The organism is Novosphingobium arvoryzae (genome assembly GCF_014652615.1).
GTDB lineage: Bacteria > Pseudomonadota > Alphaproteobacteria > Sphingomonadales > Sphingomonadaceae > Novosphingobium > Novosphingobium arvoryzae.
In genome coordinates this window covers 316,944-341,882 of the sequence record NZ_BMZD01000001.1, presented here as the reverse complement: position 1 = coordinate 341,882, position 24,939 = coordinate 316,944, and the positions used below count along the sequence as shown (strand labels likewise).

Genomic DNA, 24,939 nt, shown 5'->3' with positions numbered 1-24,939 from the left:
TCCGGCTTAGAACGACTTGCGGATGGTGGCTGCGAACACGCGGCCCAGCGGATCGGCGGCGGTTGCGTCATACCCGCCGCTGCCGTTGCCGCTGGGGGCGATGTTCACATACGGCGGACGTTCGTTGAACACATTGCGCACTTCAAGCCCCAGCGTGAGCCCGCTGGTCAGCAGGTTGCCGCCGTCCTTATCGCCAACCTTCCAGGTGAGCGACAAGTCAACCGGGTTGAACGAGCCGACCGACTGCGCCGGGTTGGCGATGTTGTTGGTGTAACCGCCGACATGGGTCAGCAGCGCCCGCAGGCTGAGCGGCCCATGATCCCAGGTCACGCTGCCGCGCAGCTTGAACTTCAGCGGGTTGAAGATCAGGTTCAGCTGATCGTTCAGCGGCGCGGCGGGGGTAACCGCTACCCGGTACTTGGTGAGGTACGTCCCGCTGAGGTTGAAGGTCAGGCTGTCATTCGCGGAAATGTCGGTGCGGTAATTGGCGGTGAAGTCGATCCCCCGGGTGATCGAAACCCCCAGGTTCTGGCTGCGCCCGTCAACGAACACCGTGACGGCGGATGCCCCGCCCACCGGCAGCGTGCCGACCACGCCGATCCCGGCATTGATGTAGCTCTGCACCTGCGCGCCCGCAGCGGTGCCGGTGTAGAGAATGTTCGTGCCGTTATAGATCGACGCGTTGCCCAGGATCGCCAGGTTGGACAGGTTCGCGATCACCTGGTTTTCGTACTTCACATCCCAGTAGGTGACGCCCAGCTTCAGCCCCGGCAGCGGATCGAAATCGGCCCCGATCGACCAGGTGCTGGCCGTTTCCGGCCGCAGGTTCAGGTTCTGGCCCGAAAGCGCGACGCCGGTGATCGTGCCGCCGGTGGGATTGGAATAGTTCTGGACGAACAGGTTGTTCGAGTTGCCGTAGATTTCGGGAATGGTCGGCGCGCGGAACGAGGTGCCATAGCTGCCGCGCAGCTTAACCCCGTCAACCGGAACCCAGTTGATCCCGAACTTGGGATTGGTGGTGCTGCCGACGTCGCTGTACTTGTCGTGACGCACGGCGGCGTTCAGTTCCAGCCGCTCGAAGCCGGGCGTCGCGTTGCCCGACCCGAAGATCGGGACATAGACTTCGGCATAGACCGAATCCACCGAACGGCCAAAGTTGCGGAAGGTCAGCGGCGTGGTCGGCCCGCCGCGCGCGGAGCCGAGCGCGACCTTGAATTCCTGGCGTTCGTAACCGGTCGCCAGCTTCACCGAACCGCCCGGCAGCTCGAACAGCGCGCCGTTGAGGCGGGCTTCATAGGTCTTCAGGCGGCCATTGGTCGGTGCGATGAAGATCTGGTTTGCCAGCGTGGCGTAGAGCGCCGGATCGGTGCGGCCCCCACCATAGATGTCAAACGCGGTCGCGGGGTTGCTGCTGGCCAGGGCGGCATTCAGCGCGGCGTTGTTGATGCCGTAATACGATTCCGACAGGTCGCGCGTCTTGCCGTATCCGGCCAGCAGTTCCAGTTCGAAATCGTGCGGCAGCTTCACCTTCACGCTGGGGGTGATCTGCCAGCTTTCCGCAAAGCCGTAGGAGTCGTTCGCCGGCAGTTCCTTGAACATGTAGTCGACGGTGTAGCTGGTGCCCGCGAAGCCCGCCGGGCGGACGAAGAAGGCATTGGTCTGCGGCACGCTGACCGAGGCCGACGAATAGGCCGAGCGGCGGTAGAAGCTGCGCTTCGAATAGAACGCGTCGAGCGAGACCGTCAGCCAATCGGTCAGATCGAACCGGCCGGTGCCGTTGACCGAGTCATACTTCTGACGCGGGAACAGGTCTTGGCGGCTCTGGATATCGCACTTGTTGCTGCTGCCCGCGACCAGCGACCCGGCGGTGGCCTGGGTGACGCCTCCGGCCGGGATGGCATAAGTCACGCCGCCAGCGCGGATCGTGCCGGGATAGCAGCGCGTGGTGCGGCCATCCGGCCCGCCGAACGCGGTCTGGTTGCTCGTGAAGAACGCGCGGTCGTCACCCGACAGGTTGTCGCGCTCGACATGTTCATAGGCGATCATCACCTGGCCGCGATCGAACACCTTGCCCAGCGCCAGGCCCAGAGCCTTTTCATCGAACTTGCCATCGTCGGAGATGCCATAGCGGCCCATCGCCTCGGCCCCGTTGAGGGTGCGCCGTGGGATGATGTTGACCACGCCGGCCACCGCATCCGAACCATAGATGGCCGATGCGCCGTCCGCGACCACTTCGACGCGCTCCACCCCCAGCGAGGGCAGGATCGACGGATCGACCGAACGGCTGTTGTTGGTCACGCGGTGGCCGTCGATCAGCACCAGCGTCGCGTAGGGGCCAATGCCGCGCAGGTTGACGGTGTTGCCATAGACGATGTTGCCGCTGCCGCCCGACTGGCCGCGCGAGTTTTCGGACACGCCAAGGTCGAAGTTCTGCGGAATTTCCTTGATCATGCGATCAACGGTCGAAGCCCCGGAGGCTTCAATTTCCGACCGTCCCAGCGCGATCACGGTCGCGCCGACGGGCGCTTCCCCGCGCACGCGGCTGCCGGTTACGACAATCCCGTCTTCAGCGGTGTTGGCCTCATCCGCCTGATCCTGCGCCAGGGCCAGGTCGGCCCAGCCCAGCGTGGCCAGGCAGCAGCCCAGCAACAGTGCAATCCGGCGCGTGCGCCGCGTGGTAGATCCCGTCATTATCCTCACTCCCTCATTATCGGGCGCGCGGCCCTATTCCCGTTCCAAATCTAGTCCATTACCGGCAAATCTATGGCAGACCCGCTGCCTGCCCCCCGCCAGATCGTGATTTGTGGCGGCGGGTCCTGCCGGATCTCGCGCAAGTTGCGCTGGCGCGGATCGGCTCCCGTCACGGTCAGCCGCAGGCGATGGCCGGCGGGCACGACCTGCGACAAGGCGGTCAGGGCAAAGTCGATCCGGGCCTTGCTGCCAACCGGCAGCGGCGCGACATCGGCCCGCAGCCCGGAATGATAAGGCGCGCCCAGCGTATCATAAGGCGCCTTGGCGGTCTTGCGATGCGACAGGGCAAGGCGGCCAAAGGCGATGACCTGTGCCTTGCCGGCTGAATCGACCTGATCGAGATAGGCCCAGACGTGCGCGTCGGGCCGGTCGGCGCTGACCGTCAGCCGCACGACCGGCATGCCCACCAGCTTGAGCGGCGCGGCCAGCGGCGCGCTGGTCCAGGCAAGGCCGTGACGGTCCATCGGCTGGGCCCAGAATGCGAAATAGTCAGCGTCGGGCAGATTGTAATCCACCCGGAAAGTATCCCGGCCCGCGCGGTCAGGCCGCTGTTGCAGCGTGCCATCATTGGCGGCTTGCGAAGTGCCGCTGCGCCCGCCCGCGAGGTGCCAGGTCATGGGCCGGGCCTCGGTGCCGGGCAGCCGGTCAGACCGGACCCAGCCTTGCCCTTCGACCCAGTAGGTCGCGCGCGGGGCCTGCGCCAGACCGTTGGCCGCGCCCTTCAGGTGATGGTCGAAATAGCGCACGACCTCGCCCGTGAAGTTGAAGCCCGGCGGCGGCACGCAATGGCTGCCGGGGCCGACCAGCAGGCGGCTGCCCGTGATGTTGGCGGCAGACAGGATCGACTGCGCGGTCGGCTCGTCCTGCCAGTTGCCCCAGAAATAGGTAGCGATCCCGGCGGCCTCGATCCGGTCGACGTAGTTGAACATCGCCACTTCGTTCCAGAACGCATTGCCGGTGAAGCGGGACAGGCTGTCACGGTGGGGCATGCCGTACCACAATGGTGCCATCGGGGTGTTGCGCGCGTGTTCGGCCACGGCCGCACGCAGCAGCGCCGCATCGCCATCGCCGTCGACCGGTAGGCTGGCCAGATCGACTTCGGCGGGTTCATCCGGGCGGGTGTTGAACTGCGCGGTGATGCCGCCATTCCGGACGAAGGCATACTTGTCGAGATCGGAGGCCCCGACGAACACCGCCTTGAGCGAGGGCGGCGTGGTCGATGCCGTGTGGAAGGTGGTGCCTCCCAGATAGGAGCAGCCGATCATGCCAACCTTGCCGGTGGAGAAATCCTGCCGGGCCAGCCATTCGACCAGATCATGGCCGTCATAGGCCTCGGTTCGGTCCTGAAAGCCCCGGCGGCTGCCAAAGCTGGCCCCCTTGCCGCGAATGTCGGCCACGGCGACGACGTATCCGGCGCGGATCAGCGAACGCAGCGCCAGCCGGTCTTCCAGCGCGGCTTCCTGCACTTTCCCCTGGGCGTCGCGAAAGCGCGCGCGATAGGGCGTCAAGACGAAGATCACCGGCAGCCGGGCCGTTTCGACCCCCTGCGGGGTGGCCGGGCGATAGATGTTGACCGCCAGCCGCGTGCCATCGCGCACCGGAACATACAACGATGTCCGCTGGACGTTTTCGTAAGGCTGGACGTGCGGCGCGAGCGCATCAGCCGACGGGCCCTGCGCATGCGCGGCAGGCGGAAGCGGGGCGATCACCATCGCCAGCATCGCCATGACCGTTGCGGTCGCGCGCATTCCCTGCCTCTCCTGTCCTTCTTGTGGCCCTGTGATCCGTGATGCGGGGCGCAGAGGCAATCAAAAAAGCGCTGACGAAATTGTTGACAATCTGCCGGAGAGCCCGCAGCCACGGGGCATGACCGATCCTGTCTTTACCGGGGGCGAGCGTGCGCCCACCGGCGTCGAAGTCGCCGCCTGGATCCGCCAGCGCATTCGCCGGGGCAGTTTTGCACCGGGGCAGCGGCTGATCGAAGTGGACATCATCCGGCAGACCGGTGCAAGCCGGTTCAAGGTCCGCGAGGCATTTCAGCGCCTTGAAGGCGAAGGGCTCGTCGAGACGGAAGAGTTTCGCGGCGCCTCGGTCCGCTCGGCCAGCATCGACGAAGTGCGCCAGATCTACCGGGCGCGCATCGCGCTGGAGGGGATCTGCGCGGCGGATTTCACCCGCAAGGCCTCAGCCGAACAGATCGCCAAGCTGGAACGCCTGCAGGACGAACTGGACGCCTGCGTCACCGAGAACGCGCCCGAACGGTTCGGCCGGCTCAACCTGGAATGGCATGCCCTGCTGGTCGAAGGCGCGGAGAACGATGTCATCCGGCAACTGCTGGAACGCCTGAACGTGCCCATCCACCGCCTGCTGTTCGAATCCTTCTACAGCCCGAACCGGCTGAAGCATGCCAATGCCGATCACCACCGGATCCTGCGGGCAATCAAGGCGGGCGATGCCGACGGCGCGGAAGCGGCCATGCGCGCCCATGTCGGCAACGGGTTTTCCACCCTGTCCAACATCAGCGACGAATTCTTCGGCTAGCTTCTGTCTCCGCCGTGTCCAGCGGACTGTCCGTCGCTGCCAGTGCGGCATCGATCGCCTCGGCACTGGCCCCGATCCGGGCGGAAACGTCCGCATAGCGTTGCTCGAATTCCGGCTCGCGGTTGCAGCCGCCCAGCATGAGCAGCCCCGCCGGCAGGATGAGGCAGGCAAGGCGCATCAGTAATCCTTCCGGATCCGCAAGTTGACGCTGTTCGCGCCGGACCCGCCCGCCTGGCTGAGCAGCGACAGCCACCGGGTCAGGCTGACCTCAAGCTGGGTAGCGGTAAAGCCGCGCGCGTCGGTGATGAGTTCCACGTAGATGTCATCGGTCAGGTAATGGCCCGCGGCCAGCGCCGTGCCGCGCCCGCTGGCTTCGTCCGAAGCCAGGATGCGCAGCCGGCTGAGGCCCGTTGCCGAACGCAGCCGCCCCAGCGGGTTCAGCCCGCCGCCGCTGGCCCGCAAGGCATTCAGCGAGGATGCCAGCTGCACCGCCTGAATGGCCGAGAGGTTGGCGATCGAACTGCCGAACAGCACGCGCGAGAGGACTTCGTCATCGGGCAGCGCGGGGGTGGAACTGAATGTCACCTGCGGGTCGGTGGCGCGCCCGCTTACCCGGACGCTGACGGCCAGATCGCCAATATCGTCGGTTGCGGCAATGGCCACCGCCGGATCGTTGACCGGACCGCCGGTGAACGTGATCCGGCCCTCCTGCAGGCCAAACGAATGGCCCGCAAAGTCCAGCGTCCCCCGGACCAGCCGGACCTGCCCGGTCAGCCGGGGCGCGGCGCTGGTCCCGGTCAGGTCAAAGCTGGCGCCCCATTCGGAATCGAGCCCCATGCCGGTCACGTGCAGCCGGTCTTCGGCCCGCAGGCGCAAATCCAGCCGCAGCGACGGAAACAGGTTCCCCGCTGGCGGCGCCACTTCATCGCCGGTGATGCGGGCCGCGCGGCGATCCGGCTTGAAGCGGACCCCGGTCAGGCGCGGCACGCTGGCCGCCCCTTCACGCACGATCTGATAGCGCGTTTCAGGCAGGCGCAGTTCGCCGCTGAGCACGGCTGCCTGCCCAGCCTGCTTGGTCAGCCGCACGATTCCGGTGGCCGATGCGGACAAGGCCTCGCTCCGGGCCAGGCGGGCATCGGCCAGCGTCGCCGCCAGATCCATGGGATAGCCCTCCGCCGCTGACAGGCCGATCCGGCCGCTGGCCTTGATCGTCCCATTGCCCGCCCGCGCGGAAAACGCGCCCAAATCCAGCGTGCCGCCCGTGAAACGGCCGCTGAAGTCCACATGGGTCAGCCGCGTGCCATAGGCCACGTTCTCATACGTCAGCCCCTGCCCCCGGACGATGCCGCTAAGACACGGATCGGCCACCCGGCAGGAAAAGTCGGCTGCCAGCGCGACCGGGCCGGCGATCGATTGCCCAGCCAGTCCGGTCAGGGAAAACAGCGTGTCGGCGTTGCCGTCATAGCGGATGCCGCCGCCCAGCGGTGCGGCCCGCAGCCGGTCGGTCCAGTCCCCGCCGGTTGCGGGCAAAGGACCAAGGCTGGCCACCAGCCGCCCGATCACCGCGCCGCGCCGGCGGATCACGGCGCGGGCCTCTGCCCCGGCGGGGGCCAGCCTGGCGATGACGTTGACAGCAACCGGCTGGCTGATCGACGTGGCGCTGGTCCGGGTGAAATCGGTCAGCATCAGGCGCGCTTCAGCCTGCGGGATCGCATCCGCACCGTCCTGTACAAAATCGATACTGCCGCTGGCCGATCCGCCGATGCCGTAACCCGGCGCGAACGCGTTGACGATGGCCAGGTCAATCTTCTCGATCCGGCTTTGCACGGTCAGGCCGGGGCCATAGGAGCCGGCGATCCGCGCGCTGCCGCCGCCCACCGCAAGACTGGCCGGCAGCAGTTCATAACGTCCGGCGCCGGGCACGATCCGGGCCGGGGCCGTGGTGCGGATGGTCTGCCCGCGCACCCGCCCCTGCAGCGCCACCCGCCACAACCTGGGCGCAAGGTCGGCGTTCAGCGCCAGCCGGAACGGCGCGCCGCTGGTCCCTTCGATCAGCGCGGCGGCATGGCCGCGCCCTCCCTGATAGTCCACTTTCACGCGTCCCGCCGCCAGGTCGAACCCGCCCAGCCGCGTGCCGGAGAGTTGGACATCGGCCATCACCAGCGGCTGTTCGAGCAGGACAACGCGCCCGGTTGCCGTTGCTGACCCGATCGACAGCCGCGCCGGACCGGCGAACACCGCGTCCTGCGCCTGCAGCGAAAACTCCGCCGCCTGATGCCGCCCCTGCGCTGCCAGCTGCAACGATCCGCGAACCCCGTTGCCCTGGGCGGCCAGCGTCCCGGCGAAGGGACCAGCCGGGGTCTGGGTCAGGCTGCCCGTAAAGTCCACGCCCGACAGGGTCGCGCGGTTGATCTGCAATGCGGTGCGCGCGCCCAGCCCCAGGGTGACATCGGCGCGCAAGGGGCCGTAATCGGTATCCCCACTGGCATCGAGCCGATAACCGGCGGCAACTGTCGTGATCCGGGCATCCAGATTGGCAAGGCCGATGCCCAGATCGGGACGCGCGGCCAGAACGCGCGCCCGTGGGCTCTCCACAGTACCGTCCACACGCAGACCGAGCACCCCATAGCGCGGCGAAGTCCCCGCCGCATCGAGCGCGATCCGGCCATCCGGGAACCATGCCCCCTGCCCGCCGGTGATCCGCAGCTCTGGCGCAACCAGCCGCAAACCGGCCAGCCGCGCGACCCCGTCCGCGCCGTATCCGACCTGCGCCGATGCGACGAGGTTGCCGCCAAAATAGGACCGCAGCGCATCGCTGGCGAGGCTGGTGGAACGCGCCCGGACGGCGCCATCCACCGCAAACCCCGGCCCCGCCTGCTGCATGTCCAGCCGGGTCTGAATGCTGAAGGTACCGACACTGGCAAGATTGTAGCGATCGATCCGGCCATCGACCGCGCCGGAAACGCGCCCCTTGGCGAAATCGGCGGCCAGGATGACCCCGGCATCGATCCGGTCCGAGCGGACCCGCAGATTGTCCGCCACGATCCGGGGCCAGCGGGCCGCCAGATCACCCGTCACCGTGATATTGGTCAACTGGCCCCCGGCCACCGCGTCCAGCCCGGTGATCTGCCGCACTTGCGCCGTGACGGGGATCAGCCACTGGTCCCGCCCGCCCCGCGCGGTGCCGCGCGCGGCGATCCCGGTCATGGCAATCCCGCCCACCGTCAGGCTGCGCGCGTCCAGCCGATAGACGATTTCCGGCCCGGCAAGGGCGCCGTCCGCCACCAGATCGGCTTTCAGCCCCGCGCCCGTGACGCTTCCAGCCAGAGGCACCGGACCGGGCAGCACCAGACCAAGCCCGAACCGCTCGAACCGATTGGCGCCAAGGTCGATCAGCCCGTTCGGGACAAGGCGGAAGTCCCGCCCCGAAATCACGCCCGAAACGGCGGCGCGGCGCTGGCTCAACCGGGCCGAGAGATCCACCTTGGCGACTGTCGCCGGCTGCAGCCCGGCAACGTCTCGCCAGATCTGCCCCGGCCAGGTCGGACCATTCACGGCAAACGTGCCATCGCGCGCGGTGAGCGCCAGTCTGGCCAGTTCCTGTCCGCCCAGACTGGCACCCACGGTGCCATTCCATTGCATCCAGTCGCCCCGCCCCCCGGCAGTCACCACCAGCGCGCGATCAAAGCCAGACAGCGCGGCAATCACTCCGTCTGCCGGAGCGTGCAGCGCCAGGTCCAGTGCCAGCTGGCGCTCAGCCGGGCGGGCATCCAGCGTCAGCGCCAGACTGTCGCCGCCTGCGCCTCCGTCGCCGCCCACGGTCACCGCGCGGGTGCGAATCTGCGCGCGCCCGTCGGCGATATGGGCGCTGCCGCGCAAGGTCAGCACGCGCTGCTTTCCCGCCACGGCCGGCTGCGCGATCAGCCGGTCGATCCGCAACGCGGCGATGTCGATATCCAGATCGGGCAGCAACGGCCCCTCGTCCGGCCCGCCTGGCGTCAGCTCCGGGATGCGGTGCAGGACCACTTCCCCCGCGCTGATGCTGCGAATGTCGATATGGCCGCGCAGATAGGCCAAGGGCCGCCAATCAAGCGCGAGGCGCGGTGCGGAGAGCACCGTTCCCCGGCCATCGCGCAGCGCCAGATCGTGCAGGGTCAGCGCGCCATAGAGCGATCCCTCGATCCGCCCCACCGAGATACGCAGCCCGCTTGCAAGGGTCTGGCCGGACAGTTGCCGCGCGACCAGCCGGTGGCCGGGTGCGGTATCCAGCGCCGCGACCAAGAGCGCCAGCAGCAATCCCGCACCCAGCAGCGCAAGCGCGGCGATCCGCAGCGGACGCCAGCGCGGACGCCGGGGCTGGGCGGTGTCCGCTGCGGGTGGAGCCGCACTGTCCATCAGAACGCCTGCCCGATCGAGACATAAACGTTGATCAGGGCTTCACCCGGCCTGCGCGCCAGCGGCGTGGCGACGTCGAGCCGGACCGGGCCGAAATTGGTGTAGAACCGCCCGCCAATCCCCACGCCATAGCGCAGATCATTGAATTGCGGCGTGGTTTCGCGCCAGGCCTGCCCGGCATCGATGAACGCCACCAGTCCATAGTCGCCAACGCGATACCGCGCTTCCAGCGATCCTTCGGCCAGGCTGCGCCCGCCGACCGGACGCCCATCAGGGGCCTGCTCTCCCAGCGATTGAAACGCGAACCCGCGCACCGACCCGCCACCGCCCGCATAAAGCCGGCGCGACGGCGCGATATCCGCCAGCTCCGCCCCCTGGATCGTCCCGATCCGGACCCGCCCGGCCAGCACCAGCGCCTTGCCCACCTGCTGATAGGCCGATGCCTCGATCCGGGCGCGGGCATAGGAATTGAACCCCTGGTTCAGGGTCGCTTCGGGCTGGATCAGGGTGGTCAGCCGATAGCCAGCGGTGGGGTTCAGAAGGCTGTCGGTGGTGTCAAAACCCAGCTGCGCGCTGCCCGCTGCGACATAATAGGTCTGGCGTGGACGCGTCCGGGTTGCCGCATCGTAATCGGTTTCGCCGGTCGCCAGCACCTCGACGCCCAGAGAATACGTCAGCCGCTTCTGCCACAGCGGGGTCGAATCCCGGCTGATCCGCGCCGCCAGCCGCCCAGTATAGGCACTGTAGGCCTCGTAATCGCTGCGAAACGCCTCGGCCGCGAACTCGATCGTGCGATCGCGCTGACCGGCATTGGCCCGGCGAAATGTCGCGCCAAGGCTCTGCTCCTGCGTGCCCAGTGCCGCCTGTGCGATCACGGCTCCCTCGGGCGGAAACAGGTTGCGGTGAGTCCAGCTGGCCTTGGCGGTCAGGCCCTGGCCGGCAGCATAGCCCACCGTCCCGGCAATGGTGCGCGGCGGCCCCGCTTCCTGCTGGACCAGCAGCGTGACGGGCTCGGTCCCGTCGCCCGCCGGCGCGCCGCCGCGCTGCGGCTCCACCGCCACGGCGCTGAACAGGCCGGTGGCGACCAGCGCCTTGCGCAGGTCATCGACCTTGCGGCTGTCGTAGAGTTCCCCCTGGCGAAAGCGTGACAGCACCCTGATGTGCTCGGCGCCAAATGCCTGCCGACCGGTGGTGGCAAAATCGGCAAACCGCCCGCGCGGCCCGGTCGTGACCGGCAGGGTATAGCTGCCCGTGCCGGCTTCGCGGTCCAGCACGATGTCGCGTTCACCCACTTGCGCGAAGGGATAGCCGTTTTCCGGCAGGGCAACCGCCACTTGCGCTTCGGCCGCGAGGACCTGCTCGGCCAGGATCGGATCACCCGTGCGCAGCCCCAGGTTATCCCGGATCAGGCCCGGCGGATCAGTCGGCCCCGCAGTGATGACGATGTCGGAAAAGGCAAACCGCCGGCCGGGTTCGACCGACAGCGTGGCAATGGGCGCGGCGCCCGTCGCTTCGGCGGCAAGCACCAGGCGGCTGCGGATGTTAGGCGCATACCATCCCTGCGCCGTCAGAATGGTCTGCAGCAACTGGCTGTCCTCGGCCAGACGGGCGCGGATCATCGCCAGATTGCCGGCCCGGCCCTTGCCCTTGCGCAGCGCCGACAGCGCGTTGAACGATGCCAGCAGATCCGCATCCGTTTCGCGGTCGGCGATTTCCAGCCCGTCCAGCTGCACCTGATACGCGACGGTCACGTCGCCAGGTTCGCCCGGAACCGGGTCGGCCGCTGCCTCCTGCGCCAGCATCAGAGACTGTTCGCTCGCCTGATCCAGCGGCGGCAATGGTGCGGCCAGCTCTGCGTCCTGTCCGGGCGGGATCGCAGCCGCAGCCTCTGGCTGGTCCGGCGGCGGAGCGGCCACGCGGCGTTCGAAGGCTTCGACCGATTCCAGCGGCGCGCCAAGTTCCGGGTCATCGTCCGGGCCGAGCGGCGGGATCGCCGCATCGAACTCCGGGTCCGGAATGACCGGCTCTGCCGTGGGCGGGGTTGCTTGCGCCAGAACCGGCATGGACCACAGCGGCAGCGCGGCCGCCAGAGCCAGCATCGCGGGGGACCGGGCAAACCGCCGGGGGCTGGAATGATCGGTCGGGCAAGCCATCAGGAATTCAGCGAATCACTCCAGTGTTCGCCAACCATAGCCGCCATCGACCGCAAACCGAACCCGCGCACCGGGATTGCGCTTCTGGCGGGGCTGGGTCACTGTGCGACGCGGTGATTTCGCCGGTCGGGACCGGTCTATCCCGCGGAAGGGCGCATGCAGGAAACGATCGCTTCGCTGACGCTGAACCCCACGATCGACACGTCCTATGTGGTCGAGCGCATGGCCCACACGCACAAGATGCGCGCCCAGGCCGAACATTACGATCCCGGCGGCGGCGGCATCAACGTGGCGCGGGTGCTGGTGCGGCTGGGGGGATCGGCGCGGTGCCATTACCTGTCGGGCGGGGCCACCGGGATCGCGCTCGACGGGCTGCTGGACCAGCACCAACTGGTGCGCGTACCGACCCGGATCGCCGGCGACACCCGGATCGCCGTGGCCGCGCTGGAACTGGAAACCGGCAAGGAATACCGCATCATTCCCCCCGGCCCCACCGTGCAGGAAAGCGAGTGGCGGGCATGCCTGGAGCGGCTGGGCGAGATAAATTGCCGCTACCTGGTGGCGAGCGGATCCCTGCCCCCCGGCGTGCCCAACGATTTCTACGTCCGCGCGGCCCGGATTGCCGATGCGCGCGGGGCGCGTTTCGTGCTCGACAGTTCCGGGCGGGGGCTGAATGCCGCGCTGGCGGCGGGCGGAGTTCATCTGGTCAAGCCAAGCCTGGGCGAACTGAGCCACTTCATCGGCCATGACCTGCCCGACGATACCGCGATTGCCGCCGCGGCACGCGGGATCGTGGCGCAGGGCCTGGCCGAGATCGTGGCCGTGACCATGGGCCACCATGGCGCGCTGGTGGCCAGCGCGGAGCAGGTCCTGCGATTGCCGGCCATCCCCATCCAAGCAGCCAGCGCGGTCGGGGCCGGGGACAGCTTTCTGGGCGCGATGATCTTTGCGCTGTCGCAGGGGGATACGGTGGAGGAAGCCGCGAAACTGGGCCTTGCCGCCGGTGCGGCGGCGGTGCTGGCGCCGGGCACCGGCCTGGCCCACCCCGCGGACATCCGCCGCCTGCGCGCGATGATCTGAACCGGGCATGGCATCCTCCCCGCTGCTGACCGGCCTGAGCGATGCGGAAGCCGAACTGCGCCTGCAGACGCACGGCCCGAACGAGCTGCCCCGGACCGGTCAGCGCACCATCGCCCGGATCGTCGCGGACGTGCTGCGCGAACCGATGCTGGCAATGCTGCTGGGCGCGGGCGCGATCTATCTGGCGCTGGGCGACCGGGGCGAGGCGCTGATCCTGATCGCCTTCGCCGGGCTGTCGATCCTGATCACCATCATCCAGGAAACCCGGACCGAGCGCGCGCTTGAAGCCTTGCGCGACCTGACCAGCCCGCGCGCGCTGGTCATTCGTGACGGGGTGCGCAAGCGCATTGCCGGGCGCGAAGTGGTGCCGGACGACCTGATCGTACTGGCCGAGGGCGACCGCGTGCCAGCCGATGGCCGGATCGTGCGCGGGGACGGCCTGATGCTGGACGAATCCCTGCTGACCGGCGAATCCGTTCCTGTGCGCAAGACCGCTTGCGATCCGGCTGCGCCCGTGGCCGCGGCCCGCCCCGGCGGCGATGACCTGCCATTCGTCTATTCCGGTTCGCTGGTGGTGCGCGGATCGGGACTGTGCGTGGTCACTGCCACCGGACCGGCCAGCGAGATCGGACAGATCGGACGCGTGCTGGCCACGCTGGAAACCGAAGCCCCGCGCCTGCGGATCCAGACACGTCGACTGGTCGTGGGGTTTGCCGCGGCGGGGCTGGCGGCCAGTGCGCTGGTCGTGCTGCTGTATGGCCTGCTGCGCGGTTCGTGGCTGGAAGCGGCGCTGGCGGGAATCGCGCTGGGAATGTCGATGCTGCCGGAGGAGTTTCCGGTGGTGCTGACCATCTTCATGGCCATGGGGGCGATGCGCATGTCGCGCAGCCGCGTGCTGACCCGCCGCGCGGCGGCGATCGAGACGCTGGGCGCGGCGACGACGCTGTGCACCGACAAGACCGGCACACTGACCCAGAACCGGATGCGGATCGCGCAGCTGTGGCTGCCCGATGGCCGCAGCTTTGACCCCGACGCCCAGGCTGCCGAGCTGCTGGCCGAGGATTTCCACCTGCTGGCCGAATGCGGCATCCTGGCCAGCGCGCAGCAGCCGGTCGATCCCATGGAAACGGCCTTTCACGAGCTGGGCGACGCGCTGGCCCCGGCCACAGTCAGGGCGCGGCAGGATGCGGGCTGGACGCTTGACCGGCACTATCCGCTGGACCCGGCGCTGCTGGCCATGTCGCACGCCTGGAGCAATCCCGGCGGAGCGGAGGAGCGGGTGATCGCCACCAAGGGCGCGCCCGAAGCCATTGCCGATCTGTGCCACCTGCCCGACAGCGAACGGGCCCGGCTGAAGGCGGCGGTCGATACCATGGCCGAGCAGGGCCTGCGGGTGCTGGGCGTGGCCGATGCCCGCTGGCCGGCGGCAGACCTGCCGCCTTCACAGCACGACTTTGCCTTTACCTTTCGCGGGCTGGTCGGACTGGCCGACCCGCTGCGCGCATCCGTTCCCGAAGCAGTGCGGCAATGCCGGGCGGCGGGCATCCGCATCGTCATGATCACCGGCGATTACCCGCAAACCGCCCGCGCCATTGCCCGCGCCGCCGGGATCGACGCGGATGACGTGCTGACCGGGGAGGAGCTGGCCGCGCTGTCCGACGATGCGCTGCGCCAGCGGATCGGCACCATCGGCGTCTGCGCGCGGATCATGCCGGAGCAGAAGCTGCGGCTGGTCGAGGCGCTGAAGCAGGCGGGCGAGATCGTGGCGATGACCGGCGACGGCGTGAACGATGCGCCATCGCTGAAGGCGGCGCACATCGGCGTGGCGATGGGCGGGCGCGGCACCGATGTCGCGCGCGAGGCGTCCGCCATCGTCCTGCTTGACGATGACTTCGGCTCGATCGTCAAGGCGGTGCGCATGGGCCGGCGCATCTATGACAACTTGCGCAAGGCGATGGGCTTCATCGTCGCCGTGCACATCCCCATTGCCGGTCTGGCGCTGCTGCCGCTGCTGACCGGGATGCCGCTGCTGCTGGGGCCGATCCACATCGCCCTGCTGGAAATGATCATCGACCCGGTCTGCTCGCTGGTGTTCGAGGCCGAGGAGGACGAACGCGATGTCATGGCGCGGCCACCGCGTGCGCCGGATACGCCGCTGTTCTCGCGCTCGCTGGTGGGTTGGTCGGCGGTTCAGGGCGGCATCGCCCTCGCCCTGACGGGGGGGCTGGCGTGGCTCTTGTGGCAATCCGGGATCGCTGCGGAACAGCTGCGCGCGGCCGTGTTCCTCGCGCTGGTCGCCGTCATCGCGGGCCTGATCCTGGTCAACCGCCGCTACAGCGCATCGCTCGCGGCGGCACTGGGGCGGGCCAATCCGGCGCTGGCCATCGTCATGGGCGTGGTGGCCGTGATCATGCTGGCAACGCAGTTCATCCCCCCGATTGCAGACCTGTTCGGCTTTGCGCGCATTTCCGCGGCGGAAGCCGGCATGGTCGCGCTGTTGGGGATCGGCCAGCTCGTGCTGCTGGAACGGCTCAAACCGCTTTGGAGCAAGCGCCTGATCGGCTGATCAACCCATACCGCAAACCGCACATCAAGAGGGGTGAGGACGGGTTCGGCCTGTGCTAGCATTCCCATCGACAGGAGCCTTGCCCCGCAGGATGGACACCGCCGCACCGCCACTGGCCTTTTCCGGCACGGACCTGCGCAAGGTCTATCAGACCGGCGAAACCGAAGTGCACGCCCTGCGCGGGGTGGACCTGGCGATCCCCGCCGGTGAAATCGTGGTGCTGCTGGGCCCGTCGGGCAGCGGCAAATCGACCCTGCTGAACATCATCGGCGGACTGGACCGGACGACATCAGGAACGCTGTTCTACCGCGACCTCGATCTGGCGGCGATGGACGACAAGGCGCTGACCCGGTTCCGCCGGGCCAACGTGGGCTTCATCTTCCAGTTCTACAACCTGATCCCCAGCCTGACCGCGATCGAGAACGTGCGGCTGGTGACCGACATCGCCGAACATCCGATGGACCCGGCACAGGCGCTCGCGCTGGTCGGCCTGCAGGACCGCCAGCACCACTATCCGGCCCAGCTGTCCGGCGGGGAGCAGCAGCGCGTTGCCGTAGCCCGCGCGGTGGCCAAGCAGCCGGGTGTGCTGCTGTGCGATGAACCCACCGGCGCGCTGGACAGCGCCACCGGCATCCGCGTGCTGGAAACGCTGGCCCGCGCCAACCGCGAACTTGGCACGACCGTGGTGATCATCACCCACAACGCCGGGATCGCCGCGATGGCGCACCGGGTGTTTCATTTCCTGGATGGCCGGATCGCCCGGATCGAGGTGAACGCCGCGCCGGTCGATCCGGCCGGGATCAGCTGGTGAAAGCGCTCGACCGCAAGCTGCTGCGGGATCTGTGGCATATGCGCGGACAGGCGCTGGCAATCGCGGTGGTGCTGGCGGCGGCCACGGCCACCTTCGTGCTGTCGATGGGCGTGCACCGCTCGCTGACGGCCACGCGCGACGCCTATTACGCGCAGAACCTGTTTGCCGATGTGTTCGCCAGCATGACCCGGGCCCCGCGCAGCGTGGTCGACCGGGTCGCCGCCGTGCCGGGGGTGGCGCGGGTCGAAGGGTCGATCCAGCAATACGCCACGCTGGATTTCGCCGACCGGCTCGCGCCGGTGCGGGCGCTGATCAATTCGCTGGACGAGCGCGGCCAGTCCCGTCTCAACCGGCTGGTGCTGCGCAGCGGCCACTTGCCGCGCGCGGGCGAGCCGGGCGACGTCGTAATCGACGAAGCCTTTGCCAAGGCCAACGACCTGCGCCCCGGTGCCACGCTTGACGCGCTGATCTATGGCAGCAAGGAACGCCTGACGGTGGTCGGCATCGGCCTCGCTCCCGACTACATCTATGCCCTCGCCCCCGGCGACATCATCCCCGACGACCGCCGCTTTGGCGTGCTCTGGATGGGGGAGAAGGCGCTCGAAGCCGCAACCGACCGGACCGAGGCGATCAACACGCTGTCGCTGCTGCTGGAACGCGGCGCGTCCGAAGCCGACGTCATCCGCAAGATCGACGCGATCCTGGCCCCTTATGGCGGGACGGGCGCCTATGGCCGCAAGGATCATGTCTCCCACGCGTTCCTCGACAACGAGCTGATGCAGCTGGAAGCGATGACGCGGGTGATCCCGCCGGTGTTCCTGCTGGTGTCCACGTTCCTGGTCTATATCGTGCTGGGCCGCATGATCCGGACCGAGCGCACCCAGATCGGGCTGATCAAGGCGTTCGGCTATTCCGACTGGGCGATCGGCTGGCACTACCTGAAGTTCGCGCTGGTGGTGGCGGCGATGGCAACCGTACTGGGATCGGCCGCGGGCATCTGGATGGGCCGGGCGATGACGCGGCTCTATGCGCAGTATTTCCGCTTTCCGTTTCTGGAATACCACATGGCCCCGTCGGTCTTTCTGCTGGCGGCGGGGCTGGCGATCGGCGCGGCGGCGCTGGGTGCGCTGGGCGGCATGCGCGCGGCGGTGCGACTGGCGCCGGCGGTGGCGATGTCCGCCCCGCCCCCGCCGGTCTATCGCCCCGGCCTGACCGAGCGGCTGGGCGAGGCGGCGGGCGTATCGGCTATCGGCCACATGATCCTGCGCCACATCGCCCGCTGGCCGTGGCGCTCCGCCATCACGGTAACGGGGGTGGCGCTGTCCATGGCGCTGCTGTTTGCCACGCTGCAGTTCCTTGATTCCAGTCGGACGATGCTGGATTCCTTCTTCTTCCGCGCCCAGCGCCAGGACCTGACCGTGACCTTTACCGAACCGCGCGCGGAGCAGGCGCTGTTCGCGCTGGCGCAGGTGCCGGGGGTGATCCGGGTGGAGCCGATCCGGGCCGTCCCGGTCAAGCTGGGCAACGCCAACCGGCAGGAGCGCGCCGCGATCGAGAGCGCCATGCCGCAATCGCAACTGACGATGCGGATCGACAGCGACGGCCAGGTTCTGGCCCTGCCCCCGGCGGGGCTGATGCTCAGCCGCCAGCTGGCCGACAAGCTGGCTGTGCGCGCCGGCCAGCGGGTGCGGGTGGAGTTGCTGGGCGGGCGGCGCCCCGTGCAGTTCCTGCCGGTGGTCAGCGTGGTGGAGGAATTCATCGGCGAACGCGCCTATGCCTCTGACCGGACGCTGGAAGCCATCGCCCGCGATGCCGCCCCAGTGGGTGCCGCGCTGCTGCGGATCGACCCGGCGCAGCGCGACCGCATCCTGACCGAGCTGAAGGCCATGCCGCTGGTCCTGGGAGTGAGCGAGCGCGACGCCGCATTGCAGAAGTTCGAGGAGATGATCGACGACAACATGGTGACGATGCTGGTGTTCTACATCGGGTTCGCCTCCGCGATTGCCGTCGGCGTGGTCTATAACAGCGCGCGCATCCTGTTTTCCGAACGCGCGCACGAACTCGCCACCTTGCGCGTGCTGGGCTATCATCGCAGCGAAGTGGGGATCGTGCTGATCGGGGAATTGGCGCTGCTGGTCGTGCTGGCGGTGCCGGTGGGGTGCATCATGGGATACTGGCTGGCGCAGTTGATGACCGCGATGTTCAGTTCGGACCTGTTCCGCCTGCCTTTCGCACCGTCGCGCGCCAGCTATGGCTGGGCGGCGCTGGTGGTGCTGGGGGCCGGAATGCTGACGGCGCTGGTGGTGGCGCGGCGGGTGCTGCACCTGGACATGGTGCGCGTGTTGAAAGGCAGGGACTGAACGGCATGGCGGATCTGGTCAAACGCTGGCGCTGGGCCCTGATGATCGCGGGGTTGCTGCTGGCCGCGCTGGCCTTTGCCTTCTGGCCGGATGCGGTCGCGGTGGACACGGCCGCCGTCTCGCGCGGGGCGATGGCCGAAGGCGTGACCGACGATGGCGTGACCCGCGCCGAAGACCTCTATGTGGTTTCCGCCCCGGTCACCGGCACGCTTTCCCGGATCGAGCTGGAAGCGGGCGACACGGTGACGCGCGGCGCGCTGATCACCACCATGACCGGCCGGCCCGCAACCCTGCTCGACCCCCGCACCCGCGATCAGTTGCAGGCTGCACTGCAAGCCGCCCGCGCGGCGGAGGCCGGGGCCAGGGCCACCACAGCCCAGGCCCGGCGCGATCTGGCCCGCGCGCAGGAAGTGGCCCGCCAGGGCTTTCTGCCGCGCGCGCAGCTGGAAGCGGCGCGCACCCGCCTTGCCATCGCCCAGGCTGGCGCCACCCAGGCCAGCGCCGAAGTGGCGCGGATCGCGGCCGGGCTGGCCGAATCCAGCGGTGCGGCGGCCGGGCAGCGCGTGGCCGTGCGCGCGCCTGCCAGCGGGTCGGTCCTGTCGGTCATAACCGAGAGCGAGGGGATCATCGTGGAAGGCACCCCGCTGGTCACCATCGGCGATCCCGCCCGGATCGAGGTGGTGGTCGACCTGCTTTCGCGCGAGGCGGTGCAGGTGAAGCCGGGCAACCGGGTGGAAATCACCCAGTGGGGCGGGCCGCAGCCGCTGATCGGGGTGGTGAAACGGGTGGAGCCGTTCGGCCGCCTGAAGATTTCCGCACTGGGGATCGAGGAACAGCGCGTCAACGTGATCATCGGCTTCGAACCGCAATCGCTGCCCGCCGCAGCCCGGCTGGGGCATGGTTACCAGATCGATGCCACGATCCTGCACTGGCGCACCGATGATGCCGTGCGACTGCCCATCGGCGCGCTGTTTCGCGGCAGCGACGGCGGCTGGCGGGTCTTCGTTGCCGAAGGGGGCCGGGCGCGGGAGCGCAAGGTGCGGATCGGCCATCTGAACGACGAATTCGCCGAAGTGCTGGATGGCGTTGCCGCGGGCGATGCGGTGCTGATCAACCCCGGCAACACCGTCGCCGACGGCACGCGGATCACGCCCCGGAACTGACACTCGCCGCCGGCGCGTGCCGGGGGGCGCGCAGCGCGGCCCACGTGAACGGGATGGCCAACAGGGCCAGCACGTCTGCCCCCAGCAGCGGCCAGGTCCAGCTGCGTAGCGATCCCGCCGCCGCCAGCGCATCGCTCGCCACGCCGATGGCGAGCGAGACCGCGCCGAGCGCGAAGATGTTGATCAGCAGCATGTTCAGCCCGGTTGACGTGGCCTTCAGCCGCGCGGGCAGCAGTTCCTCGATCACGGCAAAGATCGGGCCATACAGCACGGTCATGTAGAGGATCGAGCCAACCATCCCCAGCAGGAACGGCAGCGATCCCCCCGGTGCCAGCCGATAGAGCGGCAGCAGCGGACCGATCACCAGCAGCGTGACAAGCGCGGTGCGCGCCCGGTCCCAGCCCAGCCGATTGTATGCCCAGTCGCCCAGCAACCCGGCGCCGAAGGTTCCGGCCAGCCCGACGATCAGGAACATCCCGCCATAGACCGCCGCGGCCGTCTCTGGATCATAGCCCTTCTCACCCACCAGCCACAGCTGCACGAACGGGCTGGTCCCGGTATGGGCATGGGCGGCGATGATCGCCAGCGAAGCCCAGAAGCCGCGCCGGGCAATGCGGAACGCGGCGGCCAGCGCGCTGAGATTGCCCAGCAGGGTGGGGCGGTGCGACAGGTCGGGCGGATCGTCGCGCAGCCGCACCAGCACTGCCAGCGCGACCAGCCCGATCCCGCCCATCGCGACGAACGTCCAGCGCCAGCCGAGCACCGGGCCAAGCAGGCCCGCAATCAGGAATCCCCCGCCGATCCCCAGCGGAATCCCCGCAAAGAACAGCCCCAGCGCTCCGGCCTTGAACCGTTCGGACACCCGCGCCAGAATGATGTTGCTGGCGGTGGGCACCAGCGTCGCTTCCCCGGCGGCCACAAAGGGCCGCGCGGCCAGCATCGTCCAGAACCCCTGCGCCAGCCCCGCCAGCGCGGTGAACAGGCTCCAGATGCCCAGCCCGGCGGACAGCACCTTTACCCGCCCCAGCCGGTCCGCCAGCACACCCGCCGCCAGCGCGGCAAAGGCATAGACCCCGCTGAACGCCAGCCCGGCGATCAGCGCGAACTGGCTGCGGTTCAGTTCGAGGTCGCGCATGATATCGGCGGCAAAGGCTGCCACCAATTGGCGGTCGATCTGGTTGACGATGTGCAGCAGCGTCAGGAACAGGATCAGCCCGGTGGGGAAGCCTTTGGTCTTGCTGTTGCCAGGCGCGGCGCCATTGTCGCTCATTCAGACCATTCCCCCGTTCGGACTGATGATCTGCCCGGCCAGATAATGTCCATCCCCCGCCAGATAGAGCACAAGTCCCGCATACTCGTCCATCGTGCCCAGCCGTCCGGCCGGAATGATCTGGAACAGGCGCCCGCGCGCTTCTGCGTCGAGCGAGGCGAGGTACTGATCGAACATCGGGGTCGCCACGCCGCCCGGTGCAATCGCGTTGACGAAGATGTTCGCCCCCGCCACTTCCGCCGCGACCGAGCGGGTGAACGCGATCACCGCGCCCTTGGTGGCCGAATAGTGCGGGCTGTGCGCGCTGTAGGTCGAAAGCCCCGCGATGGAGGCAATATTGACGATCCGGCCAAACGCGCGCGGCTCCATCTGGCGCAGCGCGGCGCGGGTGCAGAAGAACACCCCGTGGACGTTGACGCCCCAGTAGCGCAGCCAGTCATCGTCGCTCATAGCGCTGGTGAAGCCCAGCGAGGTTCGCGGCTCCGGCGTGGTGAGGTAGGCATAGTGGCGGTTGCGACGGACCTCGTCCTGCGGCCCGCCGGGGACCAGTGCGGCGTTGTTGACCAGCACCTCGACCGGGCCGAGCGCCTGCTCCACGCTGGCGAAGAAGGCGTCCACGCTGGCGCTGTCGCTGACGTCGCAGGGGGCGGCAAAGACCTCGCACCCGGCGGCGCGCAAGTCAGCGGCGGTCTGTTCCAGCTCGTCCGTCAGGATATCGCACAAGGCAAGGCGACCGCCAGCCGCGCCCAGCGCGGCGGCGATCGCCCGCCCGAGTCCGCGCGCCGACCCGGTGACAACGCAGACTCTCCCCCATACCGAATTCACGCGTATTCCCACCGCGGCACGCCGCGCTGGCCAGGCTGGCGGTTGGGCGCATAGCCCAGCTTGCGCAGCGTCTCGTCGGTGGACTGATAGAAGGTGCCGATCTGGTAGATCGCCTTGGCTTCCGGCCCGCTGGCGACATCGCGGTGCAGCTCGTTCGCCAGGCGCACCATCTGTTCGACCTGCTGAACGCTGGTCATGCGCTCGCCCTTGCGGCTCCACAAGTTGTCCTCGATCCCGACGCGGACGTGCAGGCCAAGGGCAATCGCAATGGCATTGAACGGGGCGACATTGCGCATCACCGATTCAATCGTCAGCACCGCACCATCGGGCACGCGGCGGGCAAATTCGATCAGGTCGGCCGGGTGCGTCCCGGCCGCGCCGCTGCCGATGGCGACATAGTTCAGCACCAGCGGGCCGTTGTAGTGACCCTTGCGGATCAGCCGCTCGACCGTTTCCAGCTGGCTGAGGTCGCCGACCATGAAGTGCGGCTGGATGCCATTGGCGACCAGGCGCTTCAGGTGCTCTTCCATGAACACCGGGCCGCATTCGAAGTACATGTTGCGATATGCTTCGAACATTGCCGGGTTGGTCAGGCAGGTGCCGGCGATATCGTCGGCGTTCATCAGCGCGGAAATGTCCATCTGGTTGGTGTTGACCGCGATGGTGACCTGATCGGGCTTGGGCTTCAGTTCGGCCAGCATGTGGCGGGTGTCGTCGGACAGCCACTTGGCCTCGGCCCCTTCGCCTTCAGGGGCAAAGCTGATCGAGCCGCCGACCTGGATCAGCATGTCCGGGCAGGCGGTGCGGATGCGATCGATCATCTCGTTGAACATCGACAGGCGCTTGGACCCGGTGCCATCCGCTTCGCGGCAGTGCAGGTGCAGCACGGTCGCCCCGGCGTTATAACAGTCAACCGCCTTCTGGACCTGATCGGCCATGGTCACCGGGATGTCCTCCGGGAAATCCCCCGGCAGCCACTGCGGGCCATAAGGGGCGACCTGGATTACCAGCTTTTCCTGGTTTTCGGGCAACAGGCTGTCATCGAGGAATTGCATGTTCAGTCCTCCGTGGAAACGGGCGTGGATGCGGGAGCGGCGGGCACGGGCATTCCCCGCGCCGTCATTTCATCGACCAGATGCGGCGTGCCCAGCGCTACCGAGTGGATTCCCAGCACGGCGACCAGTTGCAGCACGGCCATGATCTCTTCCGGGGTCGCCCCCAGATCGAGCGCCTTGGCGATGTGCCGCTTCACCCCCGGCGAATACATGTGGGTGCAGCTGGCATCGACCGCGATGGCAAGGAACTCGTACGTCTTGGGATCGATGATCCCCTTGCGGACGGAATGGGTTCCCATGTCGAGGAACTTTTCCATCCATTCGGGATCGAAGGCGGCGGCCTGGTCCCAGGCCCGGTTCCAGCCCCCGGTGGCGCGCGCGGCATCGCTGATCGGCGTCTTGGTCACCTCAGATCCCTCCCCAGAAACGGCGCTGTGCCCGTTGGAACCCTTGATGCAGCTTTCCGGGTTTCATTTCTTCATTATTTGAGCCATAAACTTATTCATATGAGCCACGTTCGCAGCCTGACGGTTCGTGCCGCCGCCCTGACCGGGCTTGGCGCGCTATGCCGCAGCTATGGCGTGGAAGCCGCCCAGCTGCTGCGGCAGGCCGGCCTGCCCCCCGGAATCGAACAGGAACCGGATCGCCGCATCCCGGTGCTGGCCGTGAATCAGGTGTTCGAACTGGCCGCCAGCGCCTGCAACCGCGATGATTTCGGTCTGCGAATTTCCGAGTTGCGGGGCTTTTCGAACCTCGGACCGATCAGCCTGATCGCGCGCGACGAACCGACCATCGGCGGTGCGCTGGCCGTGATCGAGGCCTATCTGCCACTGCATAACGATGCGCTGGTCGTAACCCGCGAGACCTTCGGGGATATCGTGGTGCTGCGGTCCAGCATTCCGGTGCCGGGTCAAAAAACGCAGGCTTTGGACATCGCCATCGCAATGCAGCACCGGATCTTGCGGCATCTGGCCGGGCCTTTGTGGCAGCCAGAGGAAGTCCGCCTGACCCGCAGCGCGCCGATCGAACCAGCCCGTTTCCGGCAGGCCCTGGGGCCGCGTATCCGCTATGACGCCGACTTTGATGGCATCGTGATCCGCCGCGCCTTGCTGGATCGGCCGAACCCCTTGGCCGAGACGGCGTTGCAGCCCTATGCGGCACAAATGCTGCGCCTGACCGCCGGCCCCAGCGGCCTGTCGATGACGGACAAGGTCCGCCGTGTGCTGGCGATGCTGCTGTCCAGCGGGCGCTGCACGGCGGAGTATGTAGCCGGCCAGCTGGGCATATCGCGCCGGACGCTGACCCGCGAACTGGCGGATGAAGGCACCCGGTTTCTTGCCCTGCTGGACGAGGCGCGCGACGATGTCGCCCTCCGTCAGATGGCCGCCGGCATTCGCAATCTGGGGGAAATCTCAGAGCTGCTTGGGTTTTCAGGCCCCGCCGCGTTCAGCATGTGGTTCCGCAAGCGTCACGGCATGTCACCGCGCGCGTGGCGCAATCAGGCCGGCAGGGAGCCGGTCTGACGCAGCGCTTCGCCCAGCACCAGCGCGGCCGACGAGGCCAGGTTCATCGACCGGACCGGCGCGCGCATCGGAATGCGCAAATGGGCATCGCAAGTGGCCGAGACTGACGCCGAAACCCCCGCACTCTCCTTTCCGAACAACAGGATATCGTCCGGCGCGAACCGGAAATCATAGACCGATTGGGTGCTTTTGGTGGTCAGCAGGACCAGCCGCCCGGCCACTGTTTCGCGAAAGGCATCGAACCCGGCGTGGCGGGTGACGGACACGTGATCGATGTAGTCCATCGCGGCCCGCCGCACCCGGCGATCGTCCCACACAAAGCCCAAGGGCTCGATCAGGTGGACCGAAGCGCCCAGACAGGCACCAAGCCGCAGGATCGCGCCGACGTTGCCGGCGATTTCAGGTTCGAACAGGGCAATGCGCATGGCGCCGTGCTTGGCCCCGGC

General features: G+C 68.1%; 17 protein-coding genes. 7 read left to right on the top strand and 10 right to left on the bottom strand.

Features of this window, described 5'->3' with window-relative positions; translation table 11 throughout:
• Positions 1-6: 6 nt before the first annotated feature.
• Together IE113_RS01590 and IE113_RS01585 are read right to left on the bottom strand one after the other, a co-directional pair.
• Positions 7-2,691: a TonB-dependent receptor domain-containing protein gene (locus tag IE113_RS01590; RefSeq protein WP_189538670.1), complete on the bottom strand. Its 2,685-nt coding sequence runs from the start codon at positions 2,689-2,691 to the stop codon at positions 7-9.
• Positions 2,692-2,741: 50 nt separating this feature from the next.
• Positions 2,742-4,499, bottom strand: coding sequence for a CocE/NonD family hydrolase (locus IE113_RS01585; protein ID WP_229822045.1), 1,758 nt, complete (start codon positions 4,497-4,499; stop codon positions 2,742-2,744).
• Positions 4,500-4,617: 118 nt separating this feature from the next.
• Between IE113_RS01585 and IE113_RS01580 the strand changes: the two genes are divergently transcribed.
• Positions 4,618-5,292 (top strand): GntR family transcriptional regulator, encoded by a 675-nt coding sequence (locus IE113_RS01580; RefSeq protein ID WP_189538669.1) that lies wholly within the window; start codon positions 4,618-4,620, stop codon positions 5,290-5,292.
• Here IE113_RS01580 and IE113_RS01575 read toward each other — a convergent pair.
• From IE113_RS01575 to IE113_RS01565, 3 genes are read right to left on the bottom strand one after another with little or no spacing between them, the layout of a single operon-like run.
• A complete protein-coding gene (locus IE113_RS01575; protein ID WP_189538668.1) occupies positions 5,270-5,470 on the bottom strand; it encodes a hypothetical protein in 201 nt (66 codons plus the stop codon). The two genes, IE113_RS01580 and IE113_RS01575, sit on opposite strands and share 23 nt — an antisense overlap.
• The gene (locus IE113_RS01570; RefSeq protein ID WP_189538667.1) at positions 5,470-9,687 is read right to left on the bottom strand and encodes a translocation/assembly module TamB domain-containing protein; all 4,218 of its coding nucleotides are present in this window, start codon (positions 9,685-9,687) and stop codon (positions 5,470-5,472) included. The genes IE113_RS01575 and IE113_RS01570 overlap by 1 nt, the downstream gene beginning before the upstream one ends.
• Positions 9,687-11,786 carry a BamA/TamA family outer membrane protein gene (locus IE113_RS01565; protein WP_229822042.1) on the bottom strand — a complete coding sequence of 700 codons (2,100 nt, stop codon included), beginning with the start codon at positions 11,784-11,786 and terminating at the stop codon, positions 9,687-9,689. Before IE113_RS01565 ends, IE113_RS01570 begins: the two co-directional genes overlap by 1 nt.
• 210 nt (positions 11,787-11,996) lie before the next feature.
• Here IE113_RS01565 and IE113_RS01560 point away from each other — a divergent pair, with 210 nt between their 5' ends.
• The 5 genes from IE113_RS01560 (at position 11,997) to IE113_RS01540 (ending at position 19,820) form a co-directional block, all read left to right on the top strand.
• The gene (locus IE113_RS01560; RefSeq protein ID WP_189538665.1) at positions 11,997-12,920 is read left to right on the top strand and encodes a 1-phosphofructokinase family hexose kinase; all 924 of its coding nucleotides are present in this window, start codon (positions 11,997-11,999) and stop codon (positions 12,918-12,920) included.
• A gap of 7 nt (positions 12,921-12,927) precedes the next feature.
• Positions 12,928-15,486, top strand: a complete 2,559-nt coding sequence (locus IE113_RS01555; RefSeq protein ID WP_189538664.1) for a cation-translocating P-type ATPase — start codon at positions 12,928-12,930, stop codon at positions 15,484-15,486.
• Between the two features lie 91 nt (positions 15,487-15,577).
• A complete protein-coding gene (locus tag IE113_RS01550) occupies positions 15,578-16,297 on the top strand; it encodes an ABC transporter ATP-binding protein (protein WP_189538663.1) in 720 nt (239 codons plus the stop codon).
• The gene (locus tag IE113_RS01545) at positions 16,294-18,657 is read left to right on the top strand and encodes an ABC transporter permease (RefSeq protein WP_189538662.1); all 2,364 of its coding nucleotides are present in this window, start codon (positions 16,294-16,296) and stop codon (positions 18,655-18,657) included. Before IE113_RS01550 ends, IE113_RS01545 begins: the two co-directional genes overlap by 4 nt.
• Positions 18,658-18,662: 5 nt before the next feature.
• Positions 18,663-19,820 carry an efflux RND transporter periplasmic adaptor subunit gene (locus tag IE113_RS01540; RefSeq protein ID WP_189538661.1) on the top strand — a complete coding sequence of 386 codons (1,158 nt, stop codon included), beginning with the start codon at positions 18,663-18,665 and terminating at the stop codon, positions 19,818-19,820.
• Here IE113_RS01540 and IE113_RS01535 read toward each other — a convergent pair.
• From IE113_RS01535 to IE113_RS01520, 4 genes are read right to left on the bottom strand one after another with little or no spacing between them, the layout of a single operon-like run.
• The gene (locus IE113_RS01535) at positions 19,804-21,090 is read right to left on the bottom strand and encodes an MFS transporter (RefSeq protein ID WP_189538660.1); all 1,287 of its coding nucleotides are present in this window, start codon (positions 21,088-21,090) and stop codon (positions 19,804-19,806) included. The two genes, IE113_RS01540 and IE113_RS01535, sit on opposite strands and share 17 nt — an antisense overlap.
• The gene (locus IE113_RS01530; protein WP_189538659.1) at positions 21,091-21,915 is read right to left on the bottom strand and encodes an SDR family NAD(P)-dependent oxidoreductase; all 825 of its coding nucleotides are present in this window, start codon (positions 21,913-21,915) and stop codon (positions 21,091-21,093) included. It abuts the gene before it with no gap.
• A complete protein-coding gene (locus tag IE113_RS01525) occupies positions 21,912-22,970 on the bottom strand; it encodes a beta-keto acid cleavage family enzyme (protein ID WP_189538658.1) in 1,059 nt (352 codons plus the stop codon). The genes IE113_RS01530 and IE113_RS01525 overlap by 4 nt, the downstream gene beginning before the upstream one ends.
• A gap of 2 nt (positions 22,971-22,972) precedes the next feature.
• Positions 22,973-23,377, bottom strand: a complete 405-nt coding sequence (locus IE113_RS01520; RefSeq protein WP_229822040.1) for a carboxymuconolactone decarboxylase family protein — start codon at positions 23,375-23,377, stop codon at positions 22,973-22,975.
• Positions 23,378-23,476: 99 nt separating this feature from the next.
• On the opposite strand from IE113_RS01520, the gene IE113_RS01515 reads away from it, so the two are divergent.
• Complete coding sequence (locus tag IE113_RS01515; protein ID WP_189538657.1) at positions 23,477-24,493, top strand: AraC family transcriptional regulator; 1,017 nt, start codon at positions 23,477-23,479, stop codon at positions 24,491-24,493.
• On the opposite strand, the gene IE113_RS01510 is transcribed toward IE113_RS01515, so the two are convergent.
• Positions 24,469-24,918: a tRNA (cytidine(34)-2'-O)-methyltransferase gene (locus IE113_RS01510; protein ID WP_189538656.1), complete on the bottom strand. Its 450-nt coding sequence runs from the start codon at positions 24,916-24,918 to the stop codon at positions 24,469-24,471. The genes IE113_RS01515 and IE113_RS01510 overlap by 25 nt on opposite strands.
• Positions 24,919-24,939 lie beyond the last annotated feature (21 nt).

What these genes read in the sequence shown, in the direction of transcription:
- IE113_RS01590 (WP_189538670.1), bottom strand. Translation starts at nt 2,691, where the DNA reads ATGACGGGATCTACCACGCGGCGCACGCGCCGGATTGCACTGTTGCTG.
- IE113_RS01585 (WP_229822045.1), bottom strand. Translation starts at nt 4,499, where the DNA reads ATGCGCGCGACCGCAACGGTCATGGCGATGCTGGCGATGGTGATCGCC.
- IE113_RS01580 (WP_189538669.1), top strand. Translation starts at nt 4,618, where the DNA reads ATGACCGATCCTGTCTTTACCGGGGGCGAGCGTGCGCCCACCGGCGTC.
- IE113_RS01575 (WP_189538668.1), bottom strand. Translation starts at nt 5,470, where the DNA reads ATGCGCCTTGCCTGCCTCATCCTGCCGGCGGGGCTGCTCATGCTGGGC.
- IE113_RS01570 (WP_189538667.1), bottom strand. Translation starts at nt 9,687, where the DNA reads ATGGACAGTGCGGCTCCACCCGCAGCGGACACCGCCCAGCCCCGGCGT.
- IE113_RS01565 (WP_229822042.1), bottom strand. Translation starts at nt 11,786, where the DNA reads ATGCTGGCTCTGGCGGCCGCGCTGCCGCTGTGGTCCATGCCGGTTCTG.
- IE113_RS01560 (WP_189538665.1), top strand. Translation starts at nt 11,997, where the DNA reads ATGCAGGAAACGATCGCTTCGCTGACGCTGAACCCCACGATCGACACG.
- IE113_RS01555 (WP_189538664.1), top strand. Translation starts at nt 12,928, where the DNA reads ATGGCATCCTCCCCGCTGCTGACCGGCCTGAGCGATGCGGAAGCCGAA.
- IE113_RS01550 (WP_189538663.1), top strand. Translation starts at nt 15,578, where the DNA reads ATGGACACCGCCGCACCGCCACTGGCCTTTTCCGGCACGGACCTGCGC.
- IE113_RS01540 (WP_189538661.1), top strand. Translation starts at nt 18,663, where the DNA reads ATGGCGGATCTGGTCAAACGCTGGCGCTGGGCCCTGATGATCGCGGGG.
- IE113_RS01535 (WP_189538660.1), bottom strand. Translation starts at nt 21,090, where the DNA reads ATGAGCGACAATGGCGCCGCGCCTGGCAACAGCAAGACCAAAGGCTTC.
- IE113_RS01525 (WP_189538658.1), bottom strand. Translation starts at nt 22,970, where the DNA reads ATGCAATTCCTCGATGACAGCCTGTTGCCCGAAAACCAGGAAAAGCTG.
- IE113_RS01515 (WP_189538657.1), top strand. Translation starts at nt 23,477, where the DNA reads ATGAGCCACGTTCGCAGCCTGACGGTTCGTGCCGCCGCCCTGACCGGG.
- IE113_RS01510 (WP_189538656.1), bottom strand. Translation starts at nt 24,918, where the DNA reads ATGCGCATTGCCCTGTTCGAACCTGAAATCGCCGGCAACGTCGGCGCG.